This window comes from Microbacterium sp. 18062 (assembly GCF_902706225.1).
Classification (GTDB): Bacteria; Actinomycetota; Actinomycetes; order Actinomycetales; family Microbacteriaceae; genus Microbacterium.
In genome coordinates this window covers 75,069-100,267 of sequence record NZ_CACSKB010000004.1, presented here as the reverse complement: position 1 = coordinate 100,267, position 25,199 = coordinate 75,069, and the positions used below count along the sequence as shown (strand labels likewise).

The window sequence follows — 25,199 nt, the reverse complement described above, 5'->3', positions numbered from 1 at the left end:
GGGCAGGGAGAGCCCGCTGGTGACCACCACCATACGGGACCGCATCGTTCCCGAGGCCGGATCCGACCCCGTGACTCACTCTGAACCGCGCGTGCCGCTCGACCCGCCGGACGCGTCCTCCGAGGGCATCGCGCCGCATCGCGTCCCGGGGTGGGATGATCCCGTCATGGCGAGCGAGTTCACCGTCGTGACGCGCACGCGTCATCCGGCCGCGCGCCTGTTCGACGTGTCGCTGAGCATCGACGCGCACATCGGCTCCATGGCGCGATCCGGTGAGTGGGCGGTCGCCGGAGTGACATCGGGGCGGATCGGGCTCGGTCAGACGGTGACGTGGCGGGCACGTCACTTCGGGGTGTGGTTCACGATGACGTCCCGGATCGTCGAGCTCGAGCAGTCCCGACGATTCGTCGACGAGCAGGTGTCCGGCCCGTTCCGCTCGTTCCATCACGAGCACGTCTTCGACGAGGGGGATGAGGGAACGGTCATGACCGATCGGATCACGCTCGCCTCTCCGATCCTCGGGCGGCTCGTCGAGCGGACGATCCTCGTTCCGTACCTGCGGCGTCTCATCGAGCAGCGCAACCGTCACCTCGTCGACAGCCTCGATGCCTGAAGTCGGCACGGGCCCGAGTCATCGCCCGGAGCGGGTCGGCGCGACCATCGTGCTCAGCGCGGTCGGCGGGAGTCCGGTGTGGGGTTGCAGATCGACCCGACGGGTACCGCAGGCGACGCACTCGACGTACAGCACGCGCCCCTCGCTCGTGGTGTGTGCCGATTCGGTGCGCCAGGCGTGCTCGTGCTCCGAGGTGGTGAGCATGTCGGGGGAGGGGCCCAGGAGAGATGACGTCATACGATCAACTGTGCTGTCATGGTCTTATGCATCTCAACCCTTACGGTGAGTACGCGGTCCTGCTCGCCGCATCCCTGGCCAACGAGTGGCCCGAGAGCCGCGACGGCATCGAGGCTCGAACCCGCACCTTCGGCATGACGATGGACTTCACGTCGAGCCGGGACGACCACTCCCGCACGCGAGACGTGATCGATTCGTGGCTCCGCGTGGTCGATGCCTCATCTCCCGTCGAGCGGGCCGAGATCCTCAACATGCAGATGGCCGAGGCCGCTGCGTACCCGCGGATGACCGATCACGACGGAGAGGGATGGCACCTCCACTACCGTGACCTCGATCAGTCGCTCGCACACGTTCTGTCCGCTGTCATCCCCGTCGGGACGGCTCTGCATCTCTCGACCCGCGGCATGCACCGCTTGCGTCGCTGCGCCGCCGGTGAGGCGCCAGGCGACCCGTGTCGAGCGGTCGTGGTCGATGTGACCCGCAACGGCCGGCAGCGGTACTGTTCCGTGCGTTGCGCGAACCGGGCCGCCGTGCGCCGGCACCGTGCCCGCACGGCCTCCGGGACGGGCTGAAGCCTAGTCACCGCGCGGCTCGAGGCTGATGCGGTCCTTGCCGGCCTCCTTGGAGACGTACATGGCGCCGTCCGCGCGGCGGAGCAGCTGGTCGGGGGTCGGCGGATCGTCGACTGCGGGGTCGTAGATCGCCAGACCGACGCTCACCGACACCTCGACCGACAGGGCGTGCGTCGTGACGGGCTCACCGCTGTGCTTGCGGATGCGCTCCGCGATCGTCCAGGCGCCCTCTGCGTCGGCGTTCGCGCAGATGGCGACGAACTCGTCGCCGCCGATGCGTCCCACGATGTCGTCGACGCGCACTGCGCCGCGCAGCCGCTGTGCGAGCGTGCGCAGCACGGCGTCGCCCGCGGCATGCCCGTACGTGTCGTTCACCGATTTGAACTCGTCGACGTCGAGGAACACGATCGCCAGGGGATGCCCGGCATCGCCGGCATCGCGGATGGCGTCCGACAGGCACTGTTCGACGAACTGCCGGTTGGGGATGTCCGTGAGGGGGTCGTGGAGTGCGAGATGCTCCAGCTTGCGCTGCAGCCGTACGCGCACGAGGGTCTGCGACGCCTGGCGTCCGAGCGCCCGCTGCAGGTCGAGGAAGTCGTCGTCGAAGTCGCGGGCACGCCCGAAGAAGCAGACGAGCACGCCCAGCCTCTCGCCCTCACCGATGAGCGGGGTGATGCTGAGCGCCTCGTAGCGGGCCGCGCGCAGCCCCTGCGCGAGCTGCGGAAGGGAGGTCTGCACGTCATCGACCGACAGGACGACCTCCTCCATCGTGTGGCGCAGCGACTCGATCGGGTCCACGACTCCCCAGAGCGGATTCGTCCCGGCGACCAGCTGCAGGTCGCCGGCGTCGTCGAAGAGCAGGACGGACGCCTCCGGCGCGACGAACGCCTCGCGCGCCGCCTTCACGAACGAGTCCGCGACCTCCTGCACGTTCGCGCTGACGCCGAAGGCGCCGGAGACGTCCTGCAGGATGCGGACGCGGGCCTCGGAGGACTCCGCTTTGCGTCGTGCCCGCAGGAGGTCGCGCTCGTACGCGATCCGGCCCGTGGCGTTGAAGACGGCGGTGCGTATCACCGTGGACCGGGGAGTCCGGTCCACCACCGAGTTGATGAGAACCGGAAGGGAGGTGCCGTCCGCGTGGCGCATCGACAGTGCGACCTCGGTCGCGCGTCCCTCGAGGTGCACCACCTGGGCATGCCGCGTCTCGTAGAAGATCCGGCTGCTCGGATCGAGGAACGAGGTGAACCGCATCCCGATCAGGTCGTCGACCGGGCGGCCGGCCCACACGGCGAAGGTCTCGTTGGCCTCGACGATCACACCGGCCGGGGTGGTGGCGAGCAGCCCGCACGGAGACCGGTGGTATCGGCGTTCGATGTCGGAGGCGTCAGTGGAGGTCACGGTGTATCGCCTCCACCAGCTCTTCCGCACCCGACAGGATCGGCAGATGCCCCGACGACGCGAGCACGGTCAGTCTGCTGCCGCGGATGGCGTCGTGGACGTACCGGCCGACCGCGAGCGGCGCGATGACGTCCTCGCTGTTCTGGATCACATGCGTCGGAATCGACACGTTCGCCAGATCACGCCGGTTGTCCGAGAGGAAGGTGACGCGGGCGAACTGCGTGGCGATCGCCGGATCGATGCGGCAGAAGGCCTCGGCGAGTCCCTCGCCGAGCTCCGGGCGGTCGGGTGTGCCCATGATCACCGGCGCGAACGACTCCGCCCATCCCAGGTAGTTCGCCTCGAGCGCGTCGAGCAGCCCGTCGATGTCGGCCTGTTCGAAGCCACCGTGGTAGTCGTCGTCGTTCACGTACCGCGGGGACGGCCCGACGAGTACGAGCCGCCCGAATCGGGACGGGTCGCGGTTCGCCGCGAGCACGCCGATCATGGCGCTCACGGAGTGGCCCACGAACACGACGTCGTGGGCGTCCAGAGCCTCGAGGATGTCGATCACGTCGTCCGCATAGCCGTGCAGCGAGTCGTATCGGCCGGGGTCGTACGCGGACAGATCCGAGCCGCCGGCTCCCACGTGGTCGAACAGCACCACCCGGTAGTCGTCCTCGAACCGCGGCGCGACGAGCCGCCATGCCTCCTGGCTGCATCCGAACCCGTGCGCGAAGACCATGGTGCGTCCCTCGGGGGCGCCCGAGACAACCACGTTGTTGCGGCGGAGGGATCCGTGCGTCAGCCTCAAGAGTTGCTCCCAGAGTCGCGAGGCGAGTTGACTGACCTGCATCTGGATCGTAGCCGACGCGAGGCGACGTTCCGCAGAGCAGGGGACTGTACTGCATTGCTTCATCTCGTGCGGAGGGATTGATCATGGAGGCCGGATGCGTCTGACTGCTGGTGTGGTGCAGTTTCCCGATCTCGCCGAGGACCTCGATGTCGCCGTGCGCGACGGGCAGCTCGCCGCTGTCTTCCAACCCCAGATCGATCTGGGGTCGGGACGGATCGTCGCCGTCGAAGGCCTGTGCCGATGGGTGCACCCGCGTCATGGGCCGATCGCGCCGGACGAGTTCATCCCGCTCGCCGAGTCGACGGGCGCGATCCACGGGATCGGGCGGTTCATGATCGACGAGTGCATCGCCGCTGCCGACCGATGGAGCTCGGTGGCCGCGCGGATAGGGGTGTCCGTCAACGTCTCCCCCCTGCAGCTGACCGCCCGCTTCGCCGACGAGCTGCGCGATCGATGGCGTCGATGCGAGCTGCCCGACGATGCGCTCACGCTGGAGATCACCGAGTCGTTGCCGGTCACCGATCTCGAGGCCAGCGTGCCGCGGCTCGCGGCGCTGCGAGAGGTCGGGATCGGCATCTCGCTCGACGACTACGGCACGGGTCACGCATCGATCGCGCAGATCGACAGGCTCCCCGTGACCGAGGTCAAGCTCGATCGTTCGTTGATCCAGAGCTACGCGTCCTCGCCCGCCGATGAGATCGCGAACGTCGTCGCGTTCGCCCACGATCGCGAGCTGCGGGTCGTGGCGGAGGGCATCGAGAGCGTCGACCAGCTGGACTTCGCGCGCGACGTGGGGTGCGATCGCGCACAGGGCTATCTGCTCGGAAACCCGATGCCCGCCACGTGGATCGAGGAGCTCCTGTCGGCGTGAATCGCCGTGCGCACGGCGGGGGCTCACGCTGTCGGCCGCGTCCTGACGGCGCGGGTTCAGATGTCGTCGAAGTCGCCCGATGTCGTCGCCGCGGCGGCCGGCTCGTCGCCGCCGACGTCGATGCGTGTCCAGGTGACGGGCATGCCCGGCGAGAACAGGATGTCGATACCGGGGCCCGAGCGCAGAGGCGGGATGTTCACGTACCCGCCTCCGGCCCGGATCGCCTCGAGGATCCTCTCCCGCAGCTCCGTCACGGGGTCGGGGAGGAAGTAGTCGCGTCCATCGACCGTGAGGCGGTTGACACTCGGCATGGTTTCTCCTTCGGCACTGCGTCTTCTCTGCGGGCCTGTTCGGGTGGCCCGGGCGAGCGTCCGTACATGGGGGTCGGGAGGGGTGTCCGTGGGTGCGCTGCACGCCGATCGGTATCCGGCCCTGATACGCCTGCCATTGTGGCATGCGCGTGCATGAGCCCGGGGCGCTTGACACGGCAGATGCGGGCGCCCGCCATGCGGGGTGATAGAAAAAGATATGCCGTTCCCGGAAGCGCGTCTTCTGCTCGGAACGAGGGAGGACCGGGAACGACGATGGGGCAGCTGATCTACGGGGTGGCACCCGCCGTGGAGATCGACGACAAGGCTCTGGAGCATCTGCAGGCCGTGATCATCACGAAGCTCCGGCGCAACGAGAGCTTCAGCTTCAGCTGGGACGACGAGCCGGATGTCGGCGGCGATGCGGGTGAGTTGCGCCCGGGCACGATCTGGATCTCGCAGAGCTCCGCGCTGTTCTTCCGCTTCGACGGCCCGCGCGGCCGCACGCTCAACAAGCGCTGGCTTCTCGCGCTGGCCGCGGCGGCGAACGGCTCCGGCGGGCTGCGGATGCTCCCCGAGCCCGTCTGAGCCCACCCCACCTCCCTTGACCCCCCCTTGACCCGCGAGCATTCGCGGCCGAGCGGCAAGGCCCTCATGCGACAGGACTTCCGTCCGTCGCAGTGACCCCGGTCCGCATCCCACCGTTCACGTCACCCGTTGTTTACGCGCGGGGGCGCTCTCGAAACACGTCCGAAACACAATCACCCGCGCCGTGAAACGACCGGGCGACAAGCTGTGGCCATCCGACGCTACGCCCTGCGTCCTGCAGAGAGGCCTTTCCGAGATGGATCAAGGTAACACCGCTTTCCTTTCGATCGCGGCGGCGTTCGCCCTCCTCGGCGCGGGACGGTTCGACAACGGCTCGGAGCCCGCCGCCGACGCCAAGGCCTGATCTGCTCAGACCATCTGCCGGGCGGCCGACTCGCGCCGTCCAGCCCGGCCGTCCACCGACCAGGAACCCGCTGTACAGTCATGACCGATCACGACACCGACCCGGACGCTCCCGCTCCCGGGGGCGGACCGGCAGGCCTCATCCGATTCCGCGACCTGCCTCGTCAGCCGCTGCAGGAGGGACGGGGCACCGTTCGCGGGATCTGGACCGAGACCGACCCGGGGCTGGACCTGCGCTGGCACCTGCAGCTGGTCGAGCTGAAGGGGCCCGGCGGATCCCTCCTCGCTCCGGCGGGAACCCATCAGCGGATCGTCGGGCTCTCCGGTCCCCAGGTCGCCGTCGGGGCGTTCGATCACCATGCGGTCCTCCGCCGGGACCGCGCCGTGCTGCTGCGTTCGTCGACCCTCTCGTTCCAGCGTCCGCGGCTGCGCGTCACCGGCGCCAGCATGGTGCTCGTGCTCACCTTCGCGGCGGTCGCCGTGCCGCCCATGTTCTCCTTCCAGGAGATCGACGGCTCGGCGGATCTGCCGACGGGCACCCGAGTGCTCCTGGCGCTCCAGGGCGATGTGCGCCTGGACGGCGTCGAGGTGCCGCGTCAGGCCGTGGCGCTGCTCGACGGGGGTCCGGACCACCGGGCGCACGCATCATCCGCCCGCGTCCTCGTGCTCTCGGAGGCGGTCATCCCGGGCGCCGACGCGGATCCGGTCTGAGCCGCCGGGCTCGGCGAGCCGCTGGACCGAGTGGTCCGGCGCGGCCCCGGCAAGCCCGGACTGTTACACGGCGATGCCGCGTGCCGCTCCCGAGGCGTCGCGGGCGGATAGGCTCGGGGAGCCCCCAGACCTCACCACCCGAAGGGTCGCACCATGGCAGACCGCGAGTACGGCTTCCGCACGCGCGCCATCCACGCCGGCAACATCCCGGACGCCGTCACCGGCGCTCGGGCGCTGCCGATCTACCAGTCGGCGTCCTTCGTCTTCGACGACACGGATGACGCGGCCGCCCGCTTCGCACTGCAGAAGTACGGCAACATCTACAGCCGCCTCGCCAACCCCACGATCGCGTCGTTCGAGGAGCGCATCGCGTCGCTCGAAGGGGGACTCGGGGCCGTCGCCACCTCGAGCGGGCTGTCCGCCCAGTTCCTCACCTTCGCCTCGCTCGCAGGCGCGGGCGATCACATCGTCGCCAGCGCGAACCTCTACGGCGGATCGATCACCCAGCTCGACGTGACGCTGCGCCGGTTCGGCGTCGAGACGACGTTCGTCGCCTCCGCGGAACCGGCCGACTACGCCGCCGCCGTCACCGAGAGGACGAAGGCGATCTTCGCCGAGACGATCGCGAACCCCTCGGGCGAGATCGCCGACCTCGAGGGGCTCGCCGACGTCGCCCGCGCCGCCGGCGTGCCACTCATCATCGACTCGACCGTCGCGACCCCGTATCTCACCCGCCCGATCGAATGGGGCGCCGACATCGTCGTGCACTCGGCGACCAAGTTCCTCGGCGGCCACGGCACCACGCTCGGCGGCGTCGTCGTCGAGGCCGGGCGGTTCGACTGGCACAGCGAGCGGTTCCCGCTGTTCACGCAGCCGGTGCCGAGCTACGGCGGCCTCGAGTGGTCCGGCAACTTCGGCGAGTACGCCTTCCTCACCCGCCTGCGCGCCGAGCAATTGCGCGACATCGGGCCCGCGCTCGCGCCGCACTCGGCGTTCCTGCTCGCCCAGGGCGTCGAGACCCTTCCGTTCCGGATGAAGGCGCACGTGGAGAACGCCCGCATCGTCGCCGAGTGGCTCGACGCCGACCCGCGCGTGGAGTTCGTCAACTGGGCGGGGCTGCCGCAGCATCCGCACCACGATCGTGCGCGCAAGTACCTCCCGGAGGGCCCCGGCGCGGTCTTCAGCTTCGGTGTGAAGGGCGGCCGCCGCGCGGGGCGCACGTTCATCGAATCGGTCGATCTCGCCAGCCACCTCGCCAACATCGGCGACGCGAAGACGCTCGTGATCCACCCCGCGTCCACCACGCACGCCCAGCTCAGCGAGCAGCAGCTCGTCGACGGGGGCGTCCTCCCCGGCCTCGTCCGCATCAGCGTGGGCATCGAGGACGTCGACGACATCCTGTACGACCTCGACCAGGCGCTCGCCGCCGCGCAGGAGGCATAGGAGGCCATGATGACCGACCTGACCGAGGAGCTCGTCTCCACCCGCCTCGCCAACGGCCTCACGTGCGAGCTGCCCGCGAGCTCGCCGCTGGCGAGGCTGTTGAGGTCGCAGCGCACCTGGGAGGGCCCGTCGGCGAAGGAGCGCCTGAAGATCCTGCGCGCCGCGAAGAGCATCGCGATCGTCGGCGCCTCGGCGAACCCGGCGCGTTCGAGCTACTTCGTCGGCACGTATCTGCAGCAGTCGAGCGACTTCCGGGTGTACTTCGTCAACCCGAACGCCGACCGCATCCTGGGGGAGAAGGCCTATCCCGACCTGGCGTCGCTGCCCGAGGCGCCCGACATCGTCGACGTCTTCCGCAAGCCCGGCGACATCCCCGCGGTCATCGACGACGCCGTCGCGGTGGGGGCTCCGACCGTGTGGGTGCAGCTCGGCATCTGGAACGAGGATGCGGCCCGCTACGGCGAGGAGAAGGGTCTCACCGTCGTGATGGACCGCTGCATCAAGATCGAGCACGCGCGGTTCCACGGCGGCCTTCACCTCATGGGGTTCGACACCGGTCAGATCAGCTCGCGCCGCACCCTTCGCTGACCGTTCCCGCTCCGCCGTCGGACGCATGTGCAGCAGGCGGAGGCAGGGCGGCCTCCAGCCCGGCGACGACCGCGTCGATGTCGAACGTGAACTGCGCATCGCCGTAGGCGTCGAAGCCGCTCGCGTCGAGGCGGCGGAGCACGCCCAGATCGGCCGGCGGCGTCCGCGCGAGCAGATCGCGGAACGGGCCGATCTGCGGATGGCCGCCGTTCCGCGCGTCGGCGACCTCCTCGCGGGCGAACCCGATGCCCACCGTCGTCAGGAGCAGCAGCGCCCGGCCGGCGTTCTCCTCGGAGAAGCCCGCGGCGAGCATCCGCTCGAGCACGATCTCGGCCGGGCGGATCGCGCTGAGCGTCATGACCGGGGTGGAGCGGAAGTGCGGGGCGAGCACGCCCGAGTCTACGAGGCTGCGTCGCATGCCCGCCGCGAACACCCGGCAGGCGTCCCGCCAGTCCGCGTCGGGCGGGATGGCGGTCGCGCTCATCCGCTCGAGGAACACGTGCTCGGCGACCATCTCCAGCAGAGCGTCGCGGCCGTTGACGTGGTGGTGCAGCGCCTTGCGGTCCACGCCCAGGTCGTCGGCGAGGGACTGCATCGTGAGGGTCCCGGGGTCGATCCGCCGGGCCGCGGCGATGATCGTCGCGCGGTCGAGACCGGCCCGTTCGCCGCGACCGCGTCGTGCGGGTGGGGCCTGTTCCCCCGGTTGCCGATCCATCGTCCGTCTCCTGGATTCCTTCTCCTGCCGAGCGTAGTATTTCCCGTACGGGAATAAGTCATCGTGGACGGAAAGAGGGAGAACCGATGAAGTCTCTGGTGGTCACCGGACCGGGCGTCGCCGAACTCGTCGAGGTGGAGCGCCCCGCCGCGGGACCGGCCGACGTCGTCGTGGCCGTGCGCGCCTGCGGCATCTGCGGCTCGGACGGGCTCTACACGCGGCTCGGCGGCATCCCGCCCCGCCAGGGCAGCACGCCGCTCGGCCACGAGCCCGCAGGCGAGGTCATCGCCGTCGGTGCCGAGGTCGAGGGTGCGCGAGTCGGCGACCACGTCGTCGTGAACCCGATGGCCGCGCGCGACGGGATCATCGGCAGCGGTGGCGCGCAGGGCGCGATCACGCCGGAGATCGTGCTGTTCGCCGCGAAGCCGGGCGTGCACTTCCGGGTGATCCCGGATGACCTGCCGTGGGAGGTCGCCGCGCTCAACGAGCCCATGGCCGTCGCCTACCACGGGGTGAACCGGTCCGGAGCGGGCGAGGGCTCGAAGGTCGTCGTCTTCGGCGCGGGTCCCGTCGGGCTCGGGGCCGCGATCGGCTTCAAGAGCAAGGGTGCCGCCCACGTCGTCGTCGTCGACGTCGTGCCCGATCGCCTCGAGAAGGCGCTCCTCGTCGGCGCGGACGCGGTCATCGACTCGTCGCGGGAGGACGTCGTCGCCCGGCTCAAGGAGCTGCACGGAGAGGTCCCCGGCTTCATGGGGCGCCCCTCGCGCGCCGCGACGGACGTCTACCTGGACGCCGCGGGCGCGCCTGCGGTGATCGACACCGCGCTCAAGGCGCTCCGTCACCGCGGCGTGCTCACGATCGTGGCCGTCCACAAGAAGCCGGTCGAGCTCGATCTGCAGGACCTGCTGACCCTCGAGCCCGACATCAGGCTCTCGATGGGGTACCCGACCGAGATCTTCGAGGTGACAGACTCGATCATCGAGCACGCGGACAAGTACGCCCACATCATCAGTCATCGCATCCCGTTCGCCGACGCCCCCGAGGCGTTGCGGCTCGGCACGACCCCCGGCGCCGCCGACAAGGTCGTCGTGACGTTCGAGGGCGGCGAGCGATGATCGACGCCCTCGATCCCGCCGTCGCGCTCGTCGTCGTCGACCTGCAGCGCGGGACCGTCTCCGGCCCGGTGACGCCGCCCGCCGACACGATCGTCCGCAACGCCCGCAGTCTCGCCGATGCCTTCCGTGCGGCCGGGCTCCCCGTCGTGCGGGCGAGCGCCACCGGCGTGCCGCCGGGGCGCACCGACTACGGCGGGGCGCGCCCGCTGCCGGAGGGCTGGAACGATCCGCTCGAGGACTTCCCGGTGGCGGACGGCGACATCGTCGTGGAACGGACCACGTGGAGCGCCTTCGCCGGCGGTCCGCTGCACGAGCGGCTCCGGGATCTCGGAGTGACGCAGGTGGTCGTGGTGGGGCTCGCCACGAGCTTCGGCGTCGAGTCCACGGCGCGCGGCGCCTACGACCTCGGATACTCGGTGGCGGTCGTGACGGATGCCGTCGGCGACAGGTCGGAGGCCTCCCACGACCACACGCTGACCGGGGTGCTTCCCGCTCTCGCGCAGACCGGCGCCACCGCCGACGTCCTCGCGTCGCTCCGGCACTGAGACCACCCCGCCGGCCGTAGGCCGGCACGACGACCGCCGGATGCTGCCGCCCGGAGGCCGATCACGAACCAGCGGCAGAGCAATGAGAGGAACGACAATGAGTGAGAGCAACGCCCTCACCGCGCAGAGCACGATCGGGGAATGGCTGGCCCACCCGCTGGGGGGCGAGCTCGTCCGCGGACTGCTCGCGCAGACCGGTGCGACCGAGGACTCGCTCGCGCCGGTCTCGGGTCTGCCGCTGCAGCAGCTCGTCGCGCTGAGCCAGGGGAAGATGCCGCAGTCGGTCGTCGACGATCTCGTCCGCGCGGCGAACGGCGGGGTCATCCCCGAGGAGACGGAGTCCTCCGGATGGGTCGAGCGTACGACGCCCGGCCGCTTCGCGGGGAAGACCGTGATCGTCACGGGTGCGGCATCCGGGATCGGCCGCGCGACGGCGTCCCGCGTCGCGCGCGAGGGCGGCCGCGTGGTCGCCGTCGACGTCTCGGCCGAGCGCCTGGCGGAGTTCGCGGCCTCGCTGCCGGATGCGGACATCGTCACGGTTGCCGGCGACATCACCGCGCAGGCCTCGATCGACGAGATCGTCGCCGCCGCGGGCGACCGCATCGACGCCCTGGCGAACATCGCCGGCATCAACGACGACTTCTCGCCGCTGCACGAGACGAGCGACGCCACGTGGGAGCGCGTGATCGCGGTGAACCTCACCGGGTCGTTCAAGCTCGCGCGGGCCGTGCTCCCCTCGATGATCGAGGCGGGCCGGGGCTCGATCGTTAACACCGCCTCCGAGGCGGCGCTGCGCGGAAACGCGTCGGGCAACGCCTACACGGTCTCCAAGCACGCCGTCGTGGGTCTCACGAAGTCGGCCGCCTTCATGTACGGTCCGGCCGGCATCCGCGTGAACGCGGTCGCCCCCGGCGGTGTGGCCACCGGCATCCCGTTCCCGCCGAACGTCTCGGCGGCGGGGCAGGCGCGTCTGCAGCCCTTCCAGTCCGGGATCCCGACACTGGCGACGGCCGAGCAGCTCGCGGCCTCCATCACGTTCCTGCTGTCGGACGACGGCGTGAACGTGAACGGCGCGATCCTCGCCTCCGACGGCGGCTGGTCCGTCCAGTAGCGATCCGCACGGCCAGCGATCCGTTCGGCTCGATCCGGCGCATGCGGCGCGGTGATCGTGCGGAACGGACCGCTGGCCGCCCGGCGGTAGGCTCGCAGGCGTGACCGACGCCCCCGAACGCACCCTCCCGGCGCGTACGCCCGCCTTCTTCCTCGTCTGCATCGGCACGGGCCTGCTGGCCGGCCTCCTCTCCGGCCTCTTCGGCGTCGGCGGGGGAACCGTCATCGTGCCGCTGCTCGTGCTGTTCCTGAAGTTCGACCAGCGCCTGGCGGCCGGCACCTCGCTCGCCGCGATCGTGCCGACCGCCGCGGTGGGCGTCGTCTCCTACGCCGTGCACGGATCCGTCGCCTGGGTGCCCGCGATCCTCCTCGCCGTCGGAGCCGTGATCGGCGCGCAGATCGGCACCTGGCTCCTGCCGCGCATCTCGCAGACGGCGCTGCGCTGGGGTTTCGTGGCGTTCGTGGCCGTCGTCGTCGTGAGCCTGTTCATCGTGATCCCCTCGCGCGACGCACAGATCGAGCTCTCGGTCTGGGCGGGCATCGCGCTCGTCGTGGTCGGCGTGTTCACGGGCGTCATGGCTGGTCTCATCGGGGTCGGCGGCGGCGTGATCGTCGTGCCGATCCTCATGCTGCTGTTCGGCGCGAGCGACCTCGAGGCCAAGGGCACGTCGCTCCTGTTCATGATCCCGACCGCCGTGTCGGGGACCATCGGCAACGTCCGTCGCAGGAACGTCGACCTCGTGGCGGCCGTCTGCGTCGGCGTGGCGGCGTGCACGACCACCGCCCTCGGCGCCTGGATCGCGACGCTCATCGATCCGCTGCTCGGCAACATCCTCTTCGCCGCGTTCCTCGTGTTCATCGGCGTGCAGATGGCGATCAAGGCGGTGCGCGGACGCACTCGCTGAGCGTCGCCCCTGTCCGCCCCGGGCGCATTTGGCACGGTCGTGCCCCGAGGGTCGTCGGTCGCGCTCGGTAGGATGAGGGCATGCCCGTGAATCCCGAGCTGGTCGGTCGCGCCTTCGCGCCGACACCGCCGTACCTCGTCGGCCGCGAGAAGGTGCGCGAGTTCGCCCGCGCCGTTTTCGCGACCGATCCGCAGCACACCGATGTCGCCGCGGCCTCGGCTCTCGGCTACGCCGACGTCGTGGCGCCGCCCACCTTCGCCATGGTCGTGCAGGACCTCACCCTGCAGCAGCTGCTCTCCGAGCCCGACTCCGGCATCGCCCTCGAGCGCGCCATCCACGCCGAGCAGCGCTTCCGCTACTCGCGCCCGATCGTCGCCGGCGACGAGCTCGTCGGGCGGCTGAGGGTCACGGGCGTGCGCGCGATCGGCAAGGGTGCGATGGTCACGAGCGAGGCGGAGATCACGGATGCGGGCGGCGCCCACGTCGTGACCGCCACCTCCGTGCTGCTGATCGGGGGAGAGGAATGATCCCCGCGCCCACTCCAGACGCCGCTGGCGCGTCGCCTGGAGCCTCGGGGCGCGTGGGCCCAGTCACGCCCACTCCAGACGCCGCTGGCGCGTCGCCTGGAGCCTCGGGGCGCGTGGGCCGAGCGCTCGAGGTCGGACACGTCGTCGCCGAGCGCGAGGTGCACCTCACCCGGGACTCGCTCGTGCGCTACGCCGGCGCATCCGGGGACTTCAACCCCATCCACTACCGTGACGACGTCGCCGAGCGCGTGGGTCTTCCGGGCGTGCTCGCGCACGGGATGCTGACGATGGGTCTGGCCGTCGAGACCCTGGTCCCGTGGCTCGGCGATGCCGGCCGCATCCTCGAGTACGGCGTGCGGTTCACCCGCCCGGTGGTCGTCGACCCCGAGAACGGCGCCGACGTGCAGGTCGTCGCCACGATCGGAGCCGTCGACGCCGAGACCGCCCGGGTGGACCTCACCGTGACCCACGCCGACACCACGGTGCTCGGCAAGGCGCAGGTGCGGATCCGGGTGGCCTGAGTGCCCATGGCCGAGGTCGACTCCCTGCCGCTCGCGCGGTTCACCACCCTGCGGACGGGCGCGGCGCCCGAGCGGATGCGCGAGGCGCGCACCCGGGCCGAGCTGCTCGACGCGCTGCACGAGATCTGGGCCGACCGCGACGAGTGGTTCGTGCTGGGCGGCGGGTCGAACCTGTTCGTCGGCGACGAGCCGTTCGACGGCACCGTCGTGCGCGTGCTCACGCAGGGGATCGAGCGTCTGCCCGGCGCGAGCGCGGGAACGGCGCGCGTGCGGGTCGAGGCCGGCCACGACTGGGACGCCCTCGTCGCATACACCGTGGCCGAGGGGCTGGCCGGCATCGAGGCGATGTCGGGCATCCCGGGCACCGTCGGCGCGGCACCCGTGCAGAACGTCGGCGCCTACGGGCAGGACATCGCACAGACCCTCGTCGAGGTCGAGCTCGTCGACGAGGCGAGCGGCGAGGTATCGGTGGTGCCCGCGGCGGATCTCGGCCTCGGCTTCCGCACCTCCGTGCTGAAGCACCACTACGGCTCCGTGCCCGCGCGCCGCGCGGTCATCCTCTCGGTGACGCTCGATCTGCTCGAGGTCGGACACGGCGATCATCCCGTCCGCGGCGAGCAGCTGCGGCAGGCTCTCGGCCTCGAGCCCGGCTCGTCGGTCTCCCTCGGCTGGGTGCGCGATCACGTGCTCAGCACCCGGCGTCGCAAGGGCATGGTGCTCGACGAGGCGGATGCGGACACCGCGTCGGCCGGCTCGTTCTTCCAGAACGCGATCGTGTCGGAGCAGTTCGCCCGCTCGCTGCCGCCGGAGTGCCCGCGCTGGCCCTTGCAGCCGACGATCGAGCCGGTGCGGGTCATCCCGCTCGATCGCTTCGACGGCTGGGTGCCGGCTCCGGTCGCGCACGCCGTCGACGTCAAGGTGAGTGCGGCATGGCTCATCGAGCACGCGGGCATCGGCAAGGGGTTCCGGCTGCCGCGCTCGCGTGCCGCCGTGTCGTCCAAGCACGCGCTCGCCCTCACGAATCAGGGTGGGGCGTCGGCCGCCGAGCTCGCTGAGCTCGCCCGGTTCATCCAGCAGCGGGTGCAGCAGGAGTTCGGGCTGATCCTGCAGCCCGAGCCGGTGCTCGTCGGCGTCGAGCTCTGACCAGAGAACCCCCGGGAGGGATCCCCGGGTCCTCCCGGATGGTCATCGACCGGGGTGCCGCCCCGAAAAGCCCCCGCTCTTCGGGGACTGAGCGAGGAGCCCGGGGCAGCTGACGCGGAGGTCTCCCGATCTCGGTCCCTGAGCGAGGAGCGCAGCTCCGAGACGAAGGGACGCGGTGCCGTCGTTCCGCGGGGGCGCTTCGTCTCGCTACGCTCGCTCGGCGACCGGGCTCGCGCTGCGCTCGCGGGGTGCTGAGCGACAAGACGCGAGATCAAGGCTTGTGCTATAGGTAAGGCTTACCTAAGCTTCTGGCATGGAGTTGGCCAGCCCGTCTCGTTCCGAGCCCGATTGGGAGAGCATCGAAGGCGCGGTGCTGCTCGCCGGCGATGCGCACGACGTCCCCACGATGGTGGCCATCGCCCGCCGGCTGTCGCCCGAGGTCACGGCCAGCATCCTGATCGAATCGTTCACGACCATTCAGCGCCACCGTGTGCGGGTCCCGGAGAACGTCGCCGTGACCTGGCTGATCCGTGAGCGGCGCGGCTGCGACTCCTCGCCGTGCGCCGTGCGCGGCCGCGGCGAGCGTCTTGCCGTCGGCATCTACGCCTGGTGCGCCGAGTGGGTCGTCGACGACGAGACCACGCCCTGCACGGTGTGGCTCGGTCCGCGCACGTCGCCCCACATCGTGCGGATGGCGCAGGCGCAGCTGCGCGCCGCGTGACGTCTCGGCCGGGATCACCGGTCGTCCCTGAAAGACACGGAGGTCTTCCATGCCCGCGCCCGTTGCATCCGTTCGACTGCACACCCGACGATTGGCCACGACGGTGCTCGTGGTGGGCACCGGCGGGTCGGGTCTGCGCGCCGCGATCGAGCTCGCGGAGAAGGGCGTCGACGTCATCGCGGTCGGCAAGCGCCCCGTCGCCGACGCGCACACCTCGCTCGCCGCAGGCGGGATCAACGCCGCGCTCGCGACGATCGACCCCGACGACTCGTGGCAGCAGCATGCGGCCGACACGCTGCTCGAGGGATACCTGCTCGGCGACCCGCGGACGGTCGAGACCGTCACGCGGGGAGCCGCCCGCGGCATCGAGGACCTCGAGCGGTACGGGATGCCGTTCGCGCGGGAGGACGACGGGCGCATCAGCCTGCGATTCTTCGGCGCGCACACCTACCGCCGCACCGCGTTCAGCGGCGACTACACCGGGCTCGAGATCCAGCGGACCCTCGTGAACCGCGTGCGCCAGCTCGCGGTGCCGGTGCTCGACAGCATCTACATCACCCGCATCCTCGTCGATGACGGGGTCGTCTTCGGAGCGTACGGGTTCGATCTCGTCGACGGGACGCGGTATCTGATCCACGCGGATGCGGTGATCCTCGCCGCCGGCGGACACAACCGCATCTGGCGGCGCACCTCCTCCCGCCGCGACGAGAACACGGGCGACTCGTTCCGGCTGGCGGTCGAGGCGGGCGGACGCCTGCGCGACCCCGAGCTCGTGCAGTTCCATCCGTCCGGGATCATCGAGCCCGAGAGCGCCGCGGGAACCCTCATCTCGGAGGCGGCGCGCGGCGAGGGCGGGATCCTCCGCAACGGTCTCGGCGAGCGGTTCATGGATCGCTACGATCCCGCGCGGATGGAGCTGTCCACCCGCGACCGCGTCGCGCTCGCCGCGTACACCGAGATCGCCGAGGGCCGGGGCACGCCCGGTGGCGGTGTGCTGCTGGACGTGTCGCACCTGCCGCGCGAGACGATCATGACGCGGCTGCCGCGGGTCTACCAGACCATGCTCGAACTGCAGATGCTCGACATCACGACCACCCCGATCGAGATCGCGCCCACCGCGCACTACTCGATGGGCGGTGTCTGGGTACGCCCAGGGGACCACGGCACCGGCGTCGACGGCCTGTACGCGATCGGTGAGGCCTCGAGCGGGCTGCACGGGGCGAACCGCCTCGGCGGGAACTCGCTCATCGAGCTCCTCGTCTACGGGCGGATCGTCGGCGAGGCCGCGGCCGACTACTCCGCGGCACTTCCCGCGCAGCGGCGGAGCGCCGGCGCGGAGCGGGACGCGGCGGCCGAGGTCGACGCGCTGCTCGCGGCCGACGGCCCGGAGAACGTCCGCGCGCTGCAGCGCGGCATCCGGAACCTCATGACCGAGCACGGCGGGGTGGTGCGAACCGAGGCGGGTCTCGACCGGGGCCTCGCCGAGCTGGACGCGGTCGACGAGCGCGCGGTGCGCATCGGGGTGCACCCCGACATCGCGGGGTTCCAGGACCTCGCGCACGCGTTCGACCTCCGAGCGTCGAGCCTGGCGGCGCGGGCGACGCTCGAGGCCGCCCGCGCCCGGCGCGAGACCCGCGGCTGCCACAACCGGAGCGACTTCCCCGAGACCGACCCGGGGCTGCGCGGGAACTTCGTGTGGTCGGGGCCCGGACGGCTCGAGTTCGAGGAGCTGCCCGAGATCTCCGCCGACATCGCCGCGCTCATGCGCGAGGTGAGCGTCGCGGGCAAGCTCGTGGAGTAGCCCCCGCGTTCCGCCCCCGGCGTGCACGCCGAGCCGCTCTTGCCGCTCGGGATCGGGCGGGCTCAGGCGAAGAGGCGCTGCAGGCGCTGGATGCCCTCGAGCAGCGCGTCGTCGCCGAGAGCGTACGACAGACGCAGGTAGCCCGACGGGCCGAAGGCCTCGCCCGGGACGACCGCCACCTCGGCCCTGTCCAGGATGAGGTCGGCGAGCTCGAGGGTCGTGGTCGGTGTCGTGCCCTCCCACTCCCGGCCGAGCAGGCCCTGCACGTCGGGGTAGACGTAGAACGCGCCGAGCGGGTTCGGCACCGTCACGCCGGGGACCTTCGCGAGCTCGCCCACGATCAGTCGGCGGCGGCGGTCGAACGCCAGACGCATCTGCTCGGCCTCGGTCTGCGGGCCCGACAACGCCGCGAGCGCTGCGCGCTGGGCGATGTTGTTGACGTTGCTCGACAGGTGCGACTGCAGGTTCGCCGCGAGCTTGATGGCGTCCTTCGGCCCGACCATCCAGCCGACGCGCCATCCGGTCATGGCGTAGGTCTTCGCGACGCCGTTGACGAGGATCGTCTGCTCGGCGAGCTCGGGCACGGCCTCGACGATCGACACCGCGCGGGCGCCTTCGTAGACGAGGTTCTGGTAGATCTCGTCGGTGATCACCCAGATGCCGTGGGCGAGCGCCCACTCGCCGATGGCGCGGGTCTCCTCCGGCGTGTAGACGGCGCCGGTCGGGTTCGAGGGCGAGACGAACACCAGCACGGTGGTGCGGTCGTTGCGGGCCGCCTCGAGCTGCGCGACGGTGACCTTGTACTCCTGGTCGGCGCCGGCGAACACCTCGACCGGGGTGCCGTCGGCCAGGCGGATCGCCTCGGGGTAGGTGGTCCAGTACGGCGCGGGCAGCAGCACCTCGTCGCCCGGGTTCACGACGGCCTGGAACGCCTGGTAGACCGCCTGCTTGCCGCCGTTGGTGACGACGATCCGGCTCGGGTCGACCTCGAGACCCGAGTCGCGCAGGGTCTTCGCCGCGATCGCCTCGCGGAGCACCGGGAGCCCGGCCGCGGGCGTGTAGCGGAAGTTCGCCGGGACCCGCAGCGCCTCAGCGGCGGCATCGACGATGAACGAGGGCGTCGCGAAGTCCGGCTCGCCCGCCGCGTAGGAGATCACAGGGCGTCCGGCGGCCTGCAGCGCCTTGGCCTTCGCGTCGACCTTCAGGGTCGCCGACTCGGCGATGGCGGAGAGCTTGCGGGAGACAGGAGCGCGTTCGGTCACGATACGAGCGTATCGGCCCGATCCCTGTCGTCGTCCCTGTCGTCGCCGCAGCGCTGGACGTGTTCCCAGGACAGCGCCCCGGCCCCGCCCCCGATCCGTGTGGAACGATGAACCGATGGACGGTCGCGGGCTACGGATCTGGGCGCTGGACGGGATCCCCGAGGTGACGCCGGGCGACGATCTCGTCCGGCTGATCGGCGACGCGCTCGCCGAGGATCCGGACGGATGCCGCGACGGCGACATCCTCGTCGTGACCAGCAAGATCGTCTCGAAGGCCGAGGGGCGCGTCGTCGCCGCATCCGATCGCGAGGACGCCATCACGGCGGAGACGATCCGCGTCGTCGCGACGCGAGGCGCGACCCGCATCGTCGAGAACCGGCTCGGGATCGTGGGGGCCGCAGCCGGGGTGGATGCGTCGAACACGGCGGAGGGCACGGTGCTGCTGCTGCCGGAGGATCCGGATGCCTCGGCGCGTCGGCTGTGCGCGGCGCTGCGCGAGCGGTTCGGGGTACGGCTCGGCGTGATCGTCAGCGACACCCTCGGTCGTGCGTGGCGGCTGGGGCAGACGGACGTCGCCATCGGGGCGGCCGGGGTGCACGTCGTGGACGACCTGCGGGGCGCCACCGACACGCAGGGTCGGCCCCTGGCCGTGACGGTGCCGGTCGTGGCGGACGAGCTGGCGGGGGCGACCGACCTGGTCAAGGGCAAGGCGGCGGGGACTCCGGTCGCCGTCGTGCGGGGGATCGGGCGCCTCGTGACGGCCGCCGTCGACGTGCCCGGCGCCCGCACGCTCGTGCGCACCGGAGCGGCGGACATGTTCCGTCTCGGCACCGACGAGGCGTACACCGCGGGTTTCGCCGCCGGCCGTGAGGGCCAGGAGCCCGCCCCGCCCCTGGCCTGACGCAGGTCCGCGTGCTTCCGGGCCTGTGGACAACTTCCGGCGTGCGGGCGCGGGTCTGAATAGAGTCTTCTCCCATGTGCCACGCGGCGGCATGCCCCGGCGGTCGCCGATCACCTGATCGACCGAGGAGAACACATGAGCAAGAAGCGATACCTGGCCGTTCTGGCTGCCGGCTGTCTCAGCGCCGGTGCACTCGTGCTGGGCGGAGCCACCGCCGCATCGGCCCAGCCGCAGTGCGCCAACGGCGGCATCGAGCGCGTGATCGGTGTGGATGGCGTGCCCGAGTACCGCAACTCGGCGGACTGCGGCGACCTGTACCAGTACGAGACGCCCCAGCCGGACCCCGTGCCGGTGCCGCAGCCGGATCCGGTGCCGCAGCCGGATCCTGTGGACGTCGGAGCCGGCGGATGCCTGACCGGCCTCGTCGGAGACATCGCCTGCGATCGCATCCACTCCGAGGACCGGACCGCTGACGTCCCGGTCTGGGAGGTCGGGCCGGACGGCATTCCGGTGATCATCGACTGGGTGCCGGCCCCGGCCGGCACCGTGACGGTGGGGGAGCCCGAGCCGGTGGCCGAGCCCGACGGCGAGGTGAACGTCGGTGAGCCCGAGCCCGTGCCCGGTGGCGGCGGTGGCTTCGGCGGCGGCGGGGGCTTCGGCTTCGGCGGCGGCTTCGGCGGCGGGTCCGGTGGTGGCGGCGGAACCGTCAGCGTGGGAGGCCTCGAGCAGATCGACGACCAGCCCGCTCAGAACGCGCAGTGACCGGTGCGTCCGTCCCGTTCTCCCCCCAGCGGGGCGGACGCACCCACCCGACGATCCTTCTCCGACGGCTGTGCCGACCCTGCGGTCCCTGAGCGAGGAGTGCAGCTCCGAGACGAAGGGCAGCGGCGTCGATGGCACGCTCGCCACCACGGAGGCTCTGCACGTGCCCGGGCCGCTGATGCGCCGGGCCCGCATCGTCCACGACGCCGATCGTTATCGCCCCGTTGCACCGGCGCGGCGTCGATCGCTTAGCGTCGGAGGTGACGAACAGGGGGTTCCTCCATGGCGGCGTGGCGCGGCGGAGCGGGTGTGGCCGCGGTTCTCGGGATCGGACTGCTCTCCGGATGCGGGGTGATCCTGGGCGTCGGTGCGCAGCCGCGACCGGATGCCACGCCGACCGCGGAGCTGACCTGCGCCGATCCGCTCGACGGCTCCGCCGAGCGCCCCGCGGCGGGCGCGGTCCCCGCGGGGTTCGATCCGGTCGCGTTCTACCGCTGTGATCCGCTGCAGACGACCGAGGACGACGCCGGGATCTGGTCGGGCGCGCTCGTCACGCGATTCGAGGGAGATCTCGACCCGCTCCTGCGGGCGCTCGCCGAGCCGGACGACGCCCGGTGGCTCGGCGCGTGCACGACGATCGGGTAGGTGGTGTCCGATCTGTGGCTCGCCGCTCCCGACGCCCTCCTCCCGCTTCTCGCCCCGTGACGCACGCCGCGGGTCGCGCAACGCGCGTGGAGAGGCGGGAGGGGAGTTCGACGCGCAGGGTGCCGGAGAGCGTCCGGCATGCGACGATGGCGCGATGGACGTGTTGAGCAGCCGCATCCTGCTGCGGCCGACCGATCTGGAGCGCACCCGCGCCTTCTACCGGGACGTGCTGGGCCTCGGCGTCTACCGCGAGTTCGGTCCGGCGGAGGCGCCGGGGACGGTGTTCTTCGTGGGCAACGGCCTTCTCGAGGTGTCGGGGCGCGCGGACGCCGCGGCGTCGACGTCGCTGGCCCTGTGGATGCAGGTTCGCGACGTGGCGGTCGAGTACGCCCGTGTCGTGTCCGCCGGCGCGGTGTCGCGGCGTGAGCCGCGAGTCGAGCCCTGGGGGCTGATCGAGGCGCACATCGCCGATCCGGATGGTGTCCTCATCCATCTGGTGCAGATCCCGGAGGGTCATCCGCTGCGTCGCGACCAGCGGTGACACCGGTCGCGTCCCCCGCTCCCGCCCCCTCCGCCGACAGGACCGCGAGACGGCACGTGCGCGCCGAGACAGCGGGGTAACCCCACTGTCTCGGCGCGCAGATGCAGTCTCGCGGTTTATCCGTCGATCGATCGGCGCGGGCTACCCGGCGTCGACCAGGTGGCGGGAGTAGGCGCCGAGCGTCAGGAACGTCGGGAACTCCTCGTGCAGCGCCACGTCGCGGAACACCTCGGCGGCGTCCTCGAACCGGTCGCCGTCGAACCGGGTGACCTCCCCGAGCACCTGATCGATCAGTCCCTCGATGTACTCGCGGGTGATCGGGGTGCCGTTCTCGGTGCGCTGGTCCTGGTGGATCCACTGCCACACCTGGGAGCGGCTGATCTCGGCGGTGGCCGCATCCTCCATCAGGTTGTCGATGGCGACGGCGCCCAGGCCCCGCAGCCACGCCTCGATGTACCGGATGGCGACCGACACATTGCCGTGCACGCCCGCCTCGGTGATCGGACGGCCGATGTGCACGTCGATGAGATCGGCGGCACCCACCTCGACGTCGTCGCGCCGGCGGTCGACCTGGTTCGGCCGGTCGCCGAGCACCGCGTCGAACTCGGCGCGTGCCACCGGGATCAGGTCGGGATGAGCCACCCACGTGCCGTCGAAGCCGTCGCCGGCCTCGCGCTTCTTGTCGGCCGCGACCTTCTCGAACGCCTGCCGCGTGACCTCGGGGTCGCGCCGGTTCGGGATGAAGGCGCTCATGCCGCCGATCGCGAAGGCCCCGCGCTTGTGGCACGTCTTCACGAGCAGCTCGGTGTACGCGCGCATGAACGGCACGGTCATCGTCACCTGGCTGCGGTCCGGCAGCGAGAAGCGGGCGCCGCGGCCACGGTAGTTCTTGATCATCGAGAAGATGTAGTCCCAGCGGCCGGCGTTCAGCCCCGCGCAGTGGTCGCGCAGCTCGTACAGGATCTCCTCCATCTCGAACGCCGCCGGCAGGGTCTCGATCAGCACCGTCGCGCGGATGGTGCCGTGATCCAGACCCAGGTACTGCTCGCTGAAGGTGAAGACGTCGTCCCAGAGCTTCGCCTCCTCGCTCGACTCGAGCTTGGCGATGTAGAAGTACGGACCACGGCCGTTCGCGATCAGCTGTGCGGCGTTGTGGAAGAAGTACAGCCCGAAGTCGACGAGCGATCCGGATGCGGACAGGCCCCGTCCGGCGCGGTCGATGAAGCGCAGGTGCTGCTCGGGCAGGTGCCAGCCGCGCGGGCGCATCACGATCGTGGGCGTCTCGGTCGCGGTGACCGCGTACTGCTTGCCCTCGGCGCTCGTGAACGACAGCTCGCCGCGGATCGCGTCGCGCAGCGACAGCTGCCCCTCGACCACGTTCCTCCAGGTGGGGCTCGTGGCATCCTCCTGGTCGGCGAGCCAGACCTTCGCGCCCGAGTTCAGCGCGTTGATCGTCATCTTCGGGTCGGTGGGACCGGTGATCTCGACGCGGCGGTCTTCGAGGCCGGGACCGGCGCCGGCGACGGTCCAGTCCGGGTCGTTGCGGATGCCGGCCGTGTCGTCGCGGAACCGCGGGTCGTGGCCGTTGCCGATCTCGTAGCGGCGCCGCATCCGCTCGGCGAGCCGGTCGTGGCGGCGGCCGGAGAAGCGGTGGTGCAGCTGGGCGAGGAACACGATCGCGTCGGGCGTGAGGATCTCGTCGTAGCGGTCGCGCAGGGGCCCGAGGATCTCGATCGTCGGGCGGTGCGTCTGGGCGGGGATGGGGGACGTGTGCGTGAGAGGCGGGGAGCCCGTGTCGGTGATTGTCATGATCCTTCGCTTTCTGGTCTGCGCCCGAAGGCGACGCTCACCCGTCGCATTCCGCCGGTTTTCGGCGACGGATCGCGACAGCTGAGCCGAGAGGGATGCGGTTCACCTGTCGCGTACCGTCGGTCGTGGCGACGGATCGCGACAGGTGAACCGGTGGGGAGACGCGGTGGGCCGGGTGGTATGGCGGGCCGCGGCATCCCGATGGTCAGTGGAACTGCGCGGTCTCGGTGGAGCCCGCGAGGGCCAGGGTGGCGCTGTCGGGGTTGAGTGCGCTCGAGACGTGATCGAAGTAGCCCGTCCCCGCCTCGCGCTGGTGCCGGGTCGCGGTGTAGCCGCGGGACTCGGCGGCGAACTCGGCCTCCTGCAGTTCGACGTAGGCGCTCATGGCGCGCTCGGCGTAGCCGGAGGCGAGATCGAACATGGAGTAGTTCAGCGCGTGGAACCCGGCCAGCGTGATGAACTGGAACTTGTAGCCGAGCTCCGCCAGCTCCGCCTGGAACGAGGCGATCTGGTCGTCGTCGAGGTGCCGCTTCCAGTTGAAGCTCGGTGAGCAGTTGTACGCGAGCATCTTGCCCGGGTACTCGGCGTGGATGGCACTCGCGAACGCGCGGGCCAGCTCGATGTCGGGCTCGCCCGTCTCGACCCAGATGAGGTCGGCGTACGGGGCGAAGGCGAGGCCGCGGCCGATGACCGCGTCGAGCCCCGGGCGCACCCGGTAGAAGCCCTCCTCGGTGCGCTCGCCGGTGGCGAACTCCTGGTCGCGCGGATCCACGTCGCTCGTGAGCAGGTCGGCCGCGAGTGCGTCGGTGCGGGCGATGATGACCGTCGGAACGCCCGCGACGTCGGCGGCGAGCCGGGCGGCGCCCAGCGTGCGGATATGCTGCTGCGTGGGCACGAGCACCTTGCCGCCGAGGTGGCCGCACTTCTTCTCGCTCGCCAGCTGGTCCTCCCAGTGGATGCCGGCGGCACCGGCCTGGATGAGGGAGTGCGCGAGCTCGTAGGCGTTCAGCGGGCCGCCGAAGCCGGCCTCGGCATCGGCGACGATGGGCGCCAGCCAATCCTGGGTGATCTCGCCCTCGGCGTGCTCGATCTGGTCCTGCCGGATCAACGCGTTGTTGATGCGGCGGACGACGGCCGGCACCGAGTTGGCCGGGTAGAGGCTCTGATCGGGGTAGGTCTGGCCGGCGAGGTTTCCGTCGGCCGCGACCTGCCAGCCGGAGAGGTAGATGGCCTTGAGCCCCGCGCGCACCTGCTGCACGGCCTGGCCTCCGGTGTAGGCGCCCAGCGCCCGGATGTACTCCTCGGTGTGCAGCAGGTTCCAGAGGTTCTCGGCGCCGCGACGGGCGAGGGTGTTCTCCTCGCGGACCGAGCCGCGCAGGCGCACGACGTCCTCCGCGGTGTAGGTGCGGGAGACGCCGTCCCAGCGCGGGTCGGTGTCCCAGATCTCCTGGAGCTCCGCCGGGGTCTCCGTCTGATCGCCCGCACGAAGCGGCGGCTGGCCGGGGGTGGCGTGGATCGTCATGTCGGTCTCCTGTGATCGGATGCCGGGACGATCGATGTCCCGGCGGGTTGTGGATCCACTATGTGTGAAGTTCGATGGTCTAAACAGAAGTTCTTGAGGAGAAGTTTTGCCATTATTCTGCTCACGT

At 71.0% G+C, this 25,199-nt stretch carries 28 protein-coding genes; 20 read left to right on the top strand and 8 right to left on the bottom strand.

Going from position 1 to position 25,199, the window contains the following annotated elements; all coding sequences use genetic code 11:
- The first annotated feature begins 19 nt into the window (after window positions 1-19).
- Window positions 20-613, top strand: a complete 594-nt coding sequence (locus GVL03_RS02885) for an SRPBCC family protein (protein WP_306770305.1) — start codon at window positions 20-22, stop codon at window positions 611-613.
- Between the two features lie 18 nt (window positions 614-631).
- Here the strand turns inward: GVL03_RS02885 and GVL03_RS02880 are convergent, their stop codons facing one another.
- Window positions 632-850, bottom strand: coding sequence for a hypothetical protein (locus GVL03_RS02880; protein WP_200847036.1), 219 nt, complete (start codon window positions 848-850; stop codon window positions 632-634).
- A gap of 26 nt (window positions 851-876) precedes the next feature.
- Between GVL03_RS02880 and GVL03_RS02875 the strand changes: the two genes are divergently transcribed.
- On the top strand, window positions 877-1,422 hold the full coding sequence (locus tag GVL03_RS02875) for a CGNR zinc finger domain-containing protein (RefSeq protein WP_159499317.1): 546 nt from the start codon (window positions 877-879) through the stop codon (window positions 1,420-1,422).
- Window positions 1,423-1,425: 3 nt separating this feature from the next.
- Here the strand turns inward: GVL03_RS02875 and GVL03_RS02870 are convergent, their stop codons facing one another.
- Together GVL03_RS02870 and GVL03_RS02865 are read right to left on the bottom strand one after the other, a co-directional pair.
- On the bottom strand, window positions 1,426-2,820 hold the full coding sequence (locus tag GVL03_RS02870; protein ID WP_159499315.1) for a GGDEF domain-containing protein: 1,395 nt from the start codon (window positions 2,818-2,820) through the stop codon (window positions 1,426-1,428).
- Window positions 2,807-3,544, bottom strand: coding sequence for an alpha/beta fold hydrolase (locus GVL03_RS02865; protein WP_200847039.1), 738 nt, complete (start codon window positions 3,542-3,544; stop codon window positions 2,807-2,809). The genes GVL03_RS02870 and GVL03_RS02865 overlap by 14 nt, the downstream gene beginning before the upstream one ends.
- Window positions 3,545-3,749: 205 nt before the next feature.
- On the opposite strand from GVL03_RS02865, the gene GVL03_RS02860 reads away from it, so the two are divergent.
- Complete coding sequence (locus tag GVL03_RS02860) at window positions 3,750-4,526, top strand: EAL domain-containing protein (protein WP_159499311.1); 777 nt, start codon at window positions 3,750-3,752, stop codon at window positions 4,524-4,526.
- Window positions 4,527-4,582: 56 nt separating this feature from the next.
- Here GVL03_RS02860 and GVL03_RS02855 read toward each other — a convergent pair whose 3' ends face one another.
- Complete coding sequence (locus tag GVL03_RS02855; protein WP_159499309.1) at window positions 4,583-4,837, bottom strand: hypothetical protein; 255 nt, start codon at window positions 4,835-4,837, stop codon at window positions 4,583-4,585.
- 273 nt (window positions 4,838-5,110) lie between these two features.
- Between GVL03_RS02855 and GVL03_RS02850 the strand changes: the two genes are divergently transcribed.
- From GVL03_RS02850 to GVL03_RS02835, 4 genes are all read left to right on the top strand, one after another.
- Window positions 5,111-5,422, top strand: a complete 312-nt coding sequence (locus GVL03_RS02850; RefSeq protein ID WP_159499307.1) for a hypothetical protein — start codon at window positions 5,111-5,113, stop codon at window positions 5,420-5,422.
- A 444-nt stretch (window positions 5,423-5,866) separates the two neighbouring features.
- Window positions 5,867-6,496: a hypothetical protein gene (locus tag GVL03_RS02845; protein WP_159499305.1), complete on the top strand. Its 630-nt coding sequence runs from the start codon at window positions 5,867-5,869 to the stop codon at window positions 6,494-6,496.
- Window positions 6,497-6,649: 153 nt separating this feature from the next.
- Window positions 6,650-7,939, top strand: coding sequence for an O-acetylhomoserine aminocarboxypropyltransferase/cysteine synthase family protein (locus tag GVL03_RS02840; protein ID WP_159499303.1), 1,290 nt, complete (start codon window positions 6,650-6,652; stop codon window positions 7,937-7,939).
- Window positions 7,940-7,948: 9 nt separating this feature from the next.
- Window positions 7,949-8,527 (top strand): CoA-binding protein, encoded by a 579-nt coding sequence (locus tag GVL03_RS02835; protein WP_159499301.1) that lies wholly within the window; start codon window positions 7,949-7,951, stop codon window positions 8,525-8,527.
- Here the strand turns inward: GVL03_RS02835 and GVL03_RS02830 are convergent.
- Window positions 8,502-9,242, bottom strand: coding sequence for a TetR/AcrR family transcriptional regulator C-terminal domain-containing protein (locus tag GVL03_RS02830; protein WP_159499299.1), 741 nt, complete (start codon window positions 9,240-9,242; stop codon window positions 8,502-8,504). The genes GVL03_RS02835 and GVL03_RS02830 overlap by 26 nt on opposite strands.
- Window positions 9,243-9,328: 86 nt before the next feature.
- On the opposite strand from GVL03_RS02830, the gene GVL03_RS02825 reads away from it, so the two are divergent.
- The 9 genes from GVL03_RS02825 (at window position 9,329) to GVL03_RS02785 (ending at window position 17,630) form a co-directional block, all read left to right on the top strand.
- The gene (locus tag GVL03_RS02825; RefSeq protein WP_159499297.1) at window positions 9,329-10,357 is read left to right on the top strand and encodes a zinc-binding dehydrogenase; all 1,029 of its coding nucleotides are present in this window, start codon (window positions 9,329-9,331) and stop codon (window positions 10,355-10,357) included.
- Window positions 10,354-10,902 (top strand): cysteine hydrolase family protein, encoded by a 549-nt coding sequence (locus tag GVL03_RS02820; RefSeq protein ID WP_159499295.1) that lies wholly within the window; start codon window positions 10,354-10,356, stop codon window positions 10,900-10,902. Before GVL03_RS02825 ends, GVL03_RS02820 begins: the two co-directional genes overlap by 4 nt.
- 97 nt (window positions 10,903-10,999) lie before the next feature.
- On the top strand, window positions 11,000-12,013 hold the full coding sequence (locus GVL03_RS02815) for an SDR family NAD(P)-dependent oxidoreductase (RefSeq protein WP_159499293.1): 1,014 nt from the start codon (window positions 11,000-11,002) through the stop codon (window positions 12,011-12,013).
- Window positions 12,014-12,113: 100 nt separating this feature from the next.
- Window positions 12,114-12,917, top strand: coding sequence for a sulfite exporter TauE/SafE family protein (locus GVL03_RS02810; protein ID WP_159499291.1), 804 nt, complete (start codon window positions 12,114-12,116; stop codon window positions 12,915-12,917).
- 80 nt (window positions 12,918-12,997) lie between these two features.
- Complete coding sequence (locus GVL03_RS02805; protein ID WP_159499289.1) at window positions 12,998-13,444, top strand: MaoC family dehydratase N-terminal domain-containing protein; 447 nt, start codon at window positions 12,998-13,000, stop codon at window positions 13,442-13,444.
- A gap of 113 nt (window positions 13,445-13,557) precedes the next feature.
- Window positions 13,558-13,965, top strand: coding sequence for a MaoC/PaaZ C-terminal domain-containing protein (locus GVL03_RS02800; protein WP_235037991.1), 408 nt, complete (start codon window positions 13,558-13,560; stop codon window positions 13,963-13,965).
- 6 nt (window positions 13,966-13,971) lie between these two features.
- Entirely contained in the window at window positions 13,972-15,108 is a 1,137-nt protein-coding gene (locus tag GVL03_RS02795) for a UDP-N-acetylmuramate dehydrogenase (RefSeq protein WP_159499285.1), read from the top strand.
- Between the two features lie 313 nt (window positions 15,109-15,421).
- Entirely contained in the window at window positions 15,422-15,829 is a 408-nt protein-coding gene (locus tag GVL03_RS02790; protein WP_159499283.1) for an SIP domain-containing protein, read from the top strand.
- A gap of 49 nt (window positions 15,830-15,878) precedes the next feature.
- Complete coding sequence (locus GVL03_RS02785) at window positions 15,879-17,630, top strand: L-aspartate oxidase (RefSeq protein WP_159499281.1); 1,752 nt, start codon at window positions 15,879-15,881, stop codon at window positions 17,628-17,630.
- Window positions 17,631-17,692: 62 nt separating this feature from the next.
- Here GVL03_RS02785 and GVL03_RS02780 read toward each other — a convergent pair whose 3' ends face one another.
- Window positions 17,693-18,892 (bottom strand): pyridoxal phosphate-dependent aminotransferase, encoded by a 1,200-nt coding sequence (locus GVL03_RS02780; protein WP_159499279.1) that lies wholly within the window; start codon window positions 18,890-18,892, stop codon window positions 17,693-17,695.
- Between the two features lie 115 nt (window positions 18,893-19,007).
- Here GVL03_RS02780 and GVL03_RS02775 point away from each other — a divergent pair, with 115 nt between their 5' ends.
- The 4 genes from GVL03_RS02775 (at window position 19,008) to GVL03_RS02760 (ending at window position 21,741) form a co-directional block, all read left to right on the top strand.
- Window positions 19,008-19,793, top strand: coding sequence for a coenzyme F420-0:L-glutamate ligase (locus tag GVL03_RS02775; protein WP_159499277.1), 786 nt, complete (start codon window positions 19,008-19,010; stop codon window positions 19,791-19,793).
- A gap of 135 nt (window positions 19,794-19,928) precedes the next feature.
- Window positions 19,929-20,555 (top strand): hypothetical protein, encoded by a 627-nt coding sequence (locus tag GVL03_RS21975; protein WP_200847035.1) that lies wholly within the window; start codon window positions 19,929-19,931, stop codon window positions 20,553-20,555.
- A gap of 282 nt (window positions 20,556-20,837) precedes the next feature.
- Complete coding sequence (locus tag GVL03_RS02765; protein WP_159499275.1) at window positions 20,838-21,200, top strand: hypothetical protein; 363 nt, start codon at window positions 20,838-20,840, stop codon at window positions 21,198-21,200.
- Window positions 21,201-21,354: 154 nt separating this feature from the next.
- A complete protein-coding gene (locus GVL03_RS02760; RefSeq protein ID WP_159499273.1) occupies window positions 21,355-21,741 on the top strand; it encodes a VOC family protein in 387 nt (128 codons plus the stop codon).
- Window positions 21,742-21,882: 141 nt separating this feature from the next.
- Here the strand turns inward: GVL03_RS02760 and aceB are convergent, their stop codons facing one another.
- Both aceB and aceA read right to left on the bottom strand, forming a co-directional pair.
- Complete coding sequence (aceB, locus tag GVL03_RS02755) at window positions 21,883-23,550, bottom strand: malate synthase A (RefSeq protein ID WP_159499271.1); 1,668 nt, start codon at window positions 23,548-23,550, stop codon at window positions 21,883-21,885.
- Between the two features lie 205 nt (window positions 23,551-23,755).
- Window positions 23,756-25,072: an isocitrate lyase gene (aceA, locus tag GVL03_RS02750; protein WP_159499269.1), complete on the bottom strand. Its 1,317-nt coding sequence runs from the start codon at window positions 25,070-25,072 to the stop codon at window positions 23,756-23,758.
- Window positions 25,073-25,199: the final 127 nt, after the last annotated feature.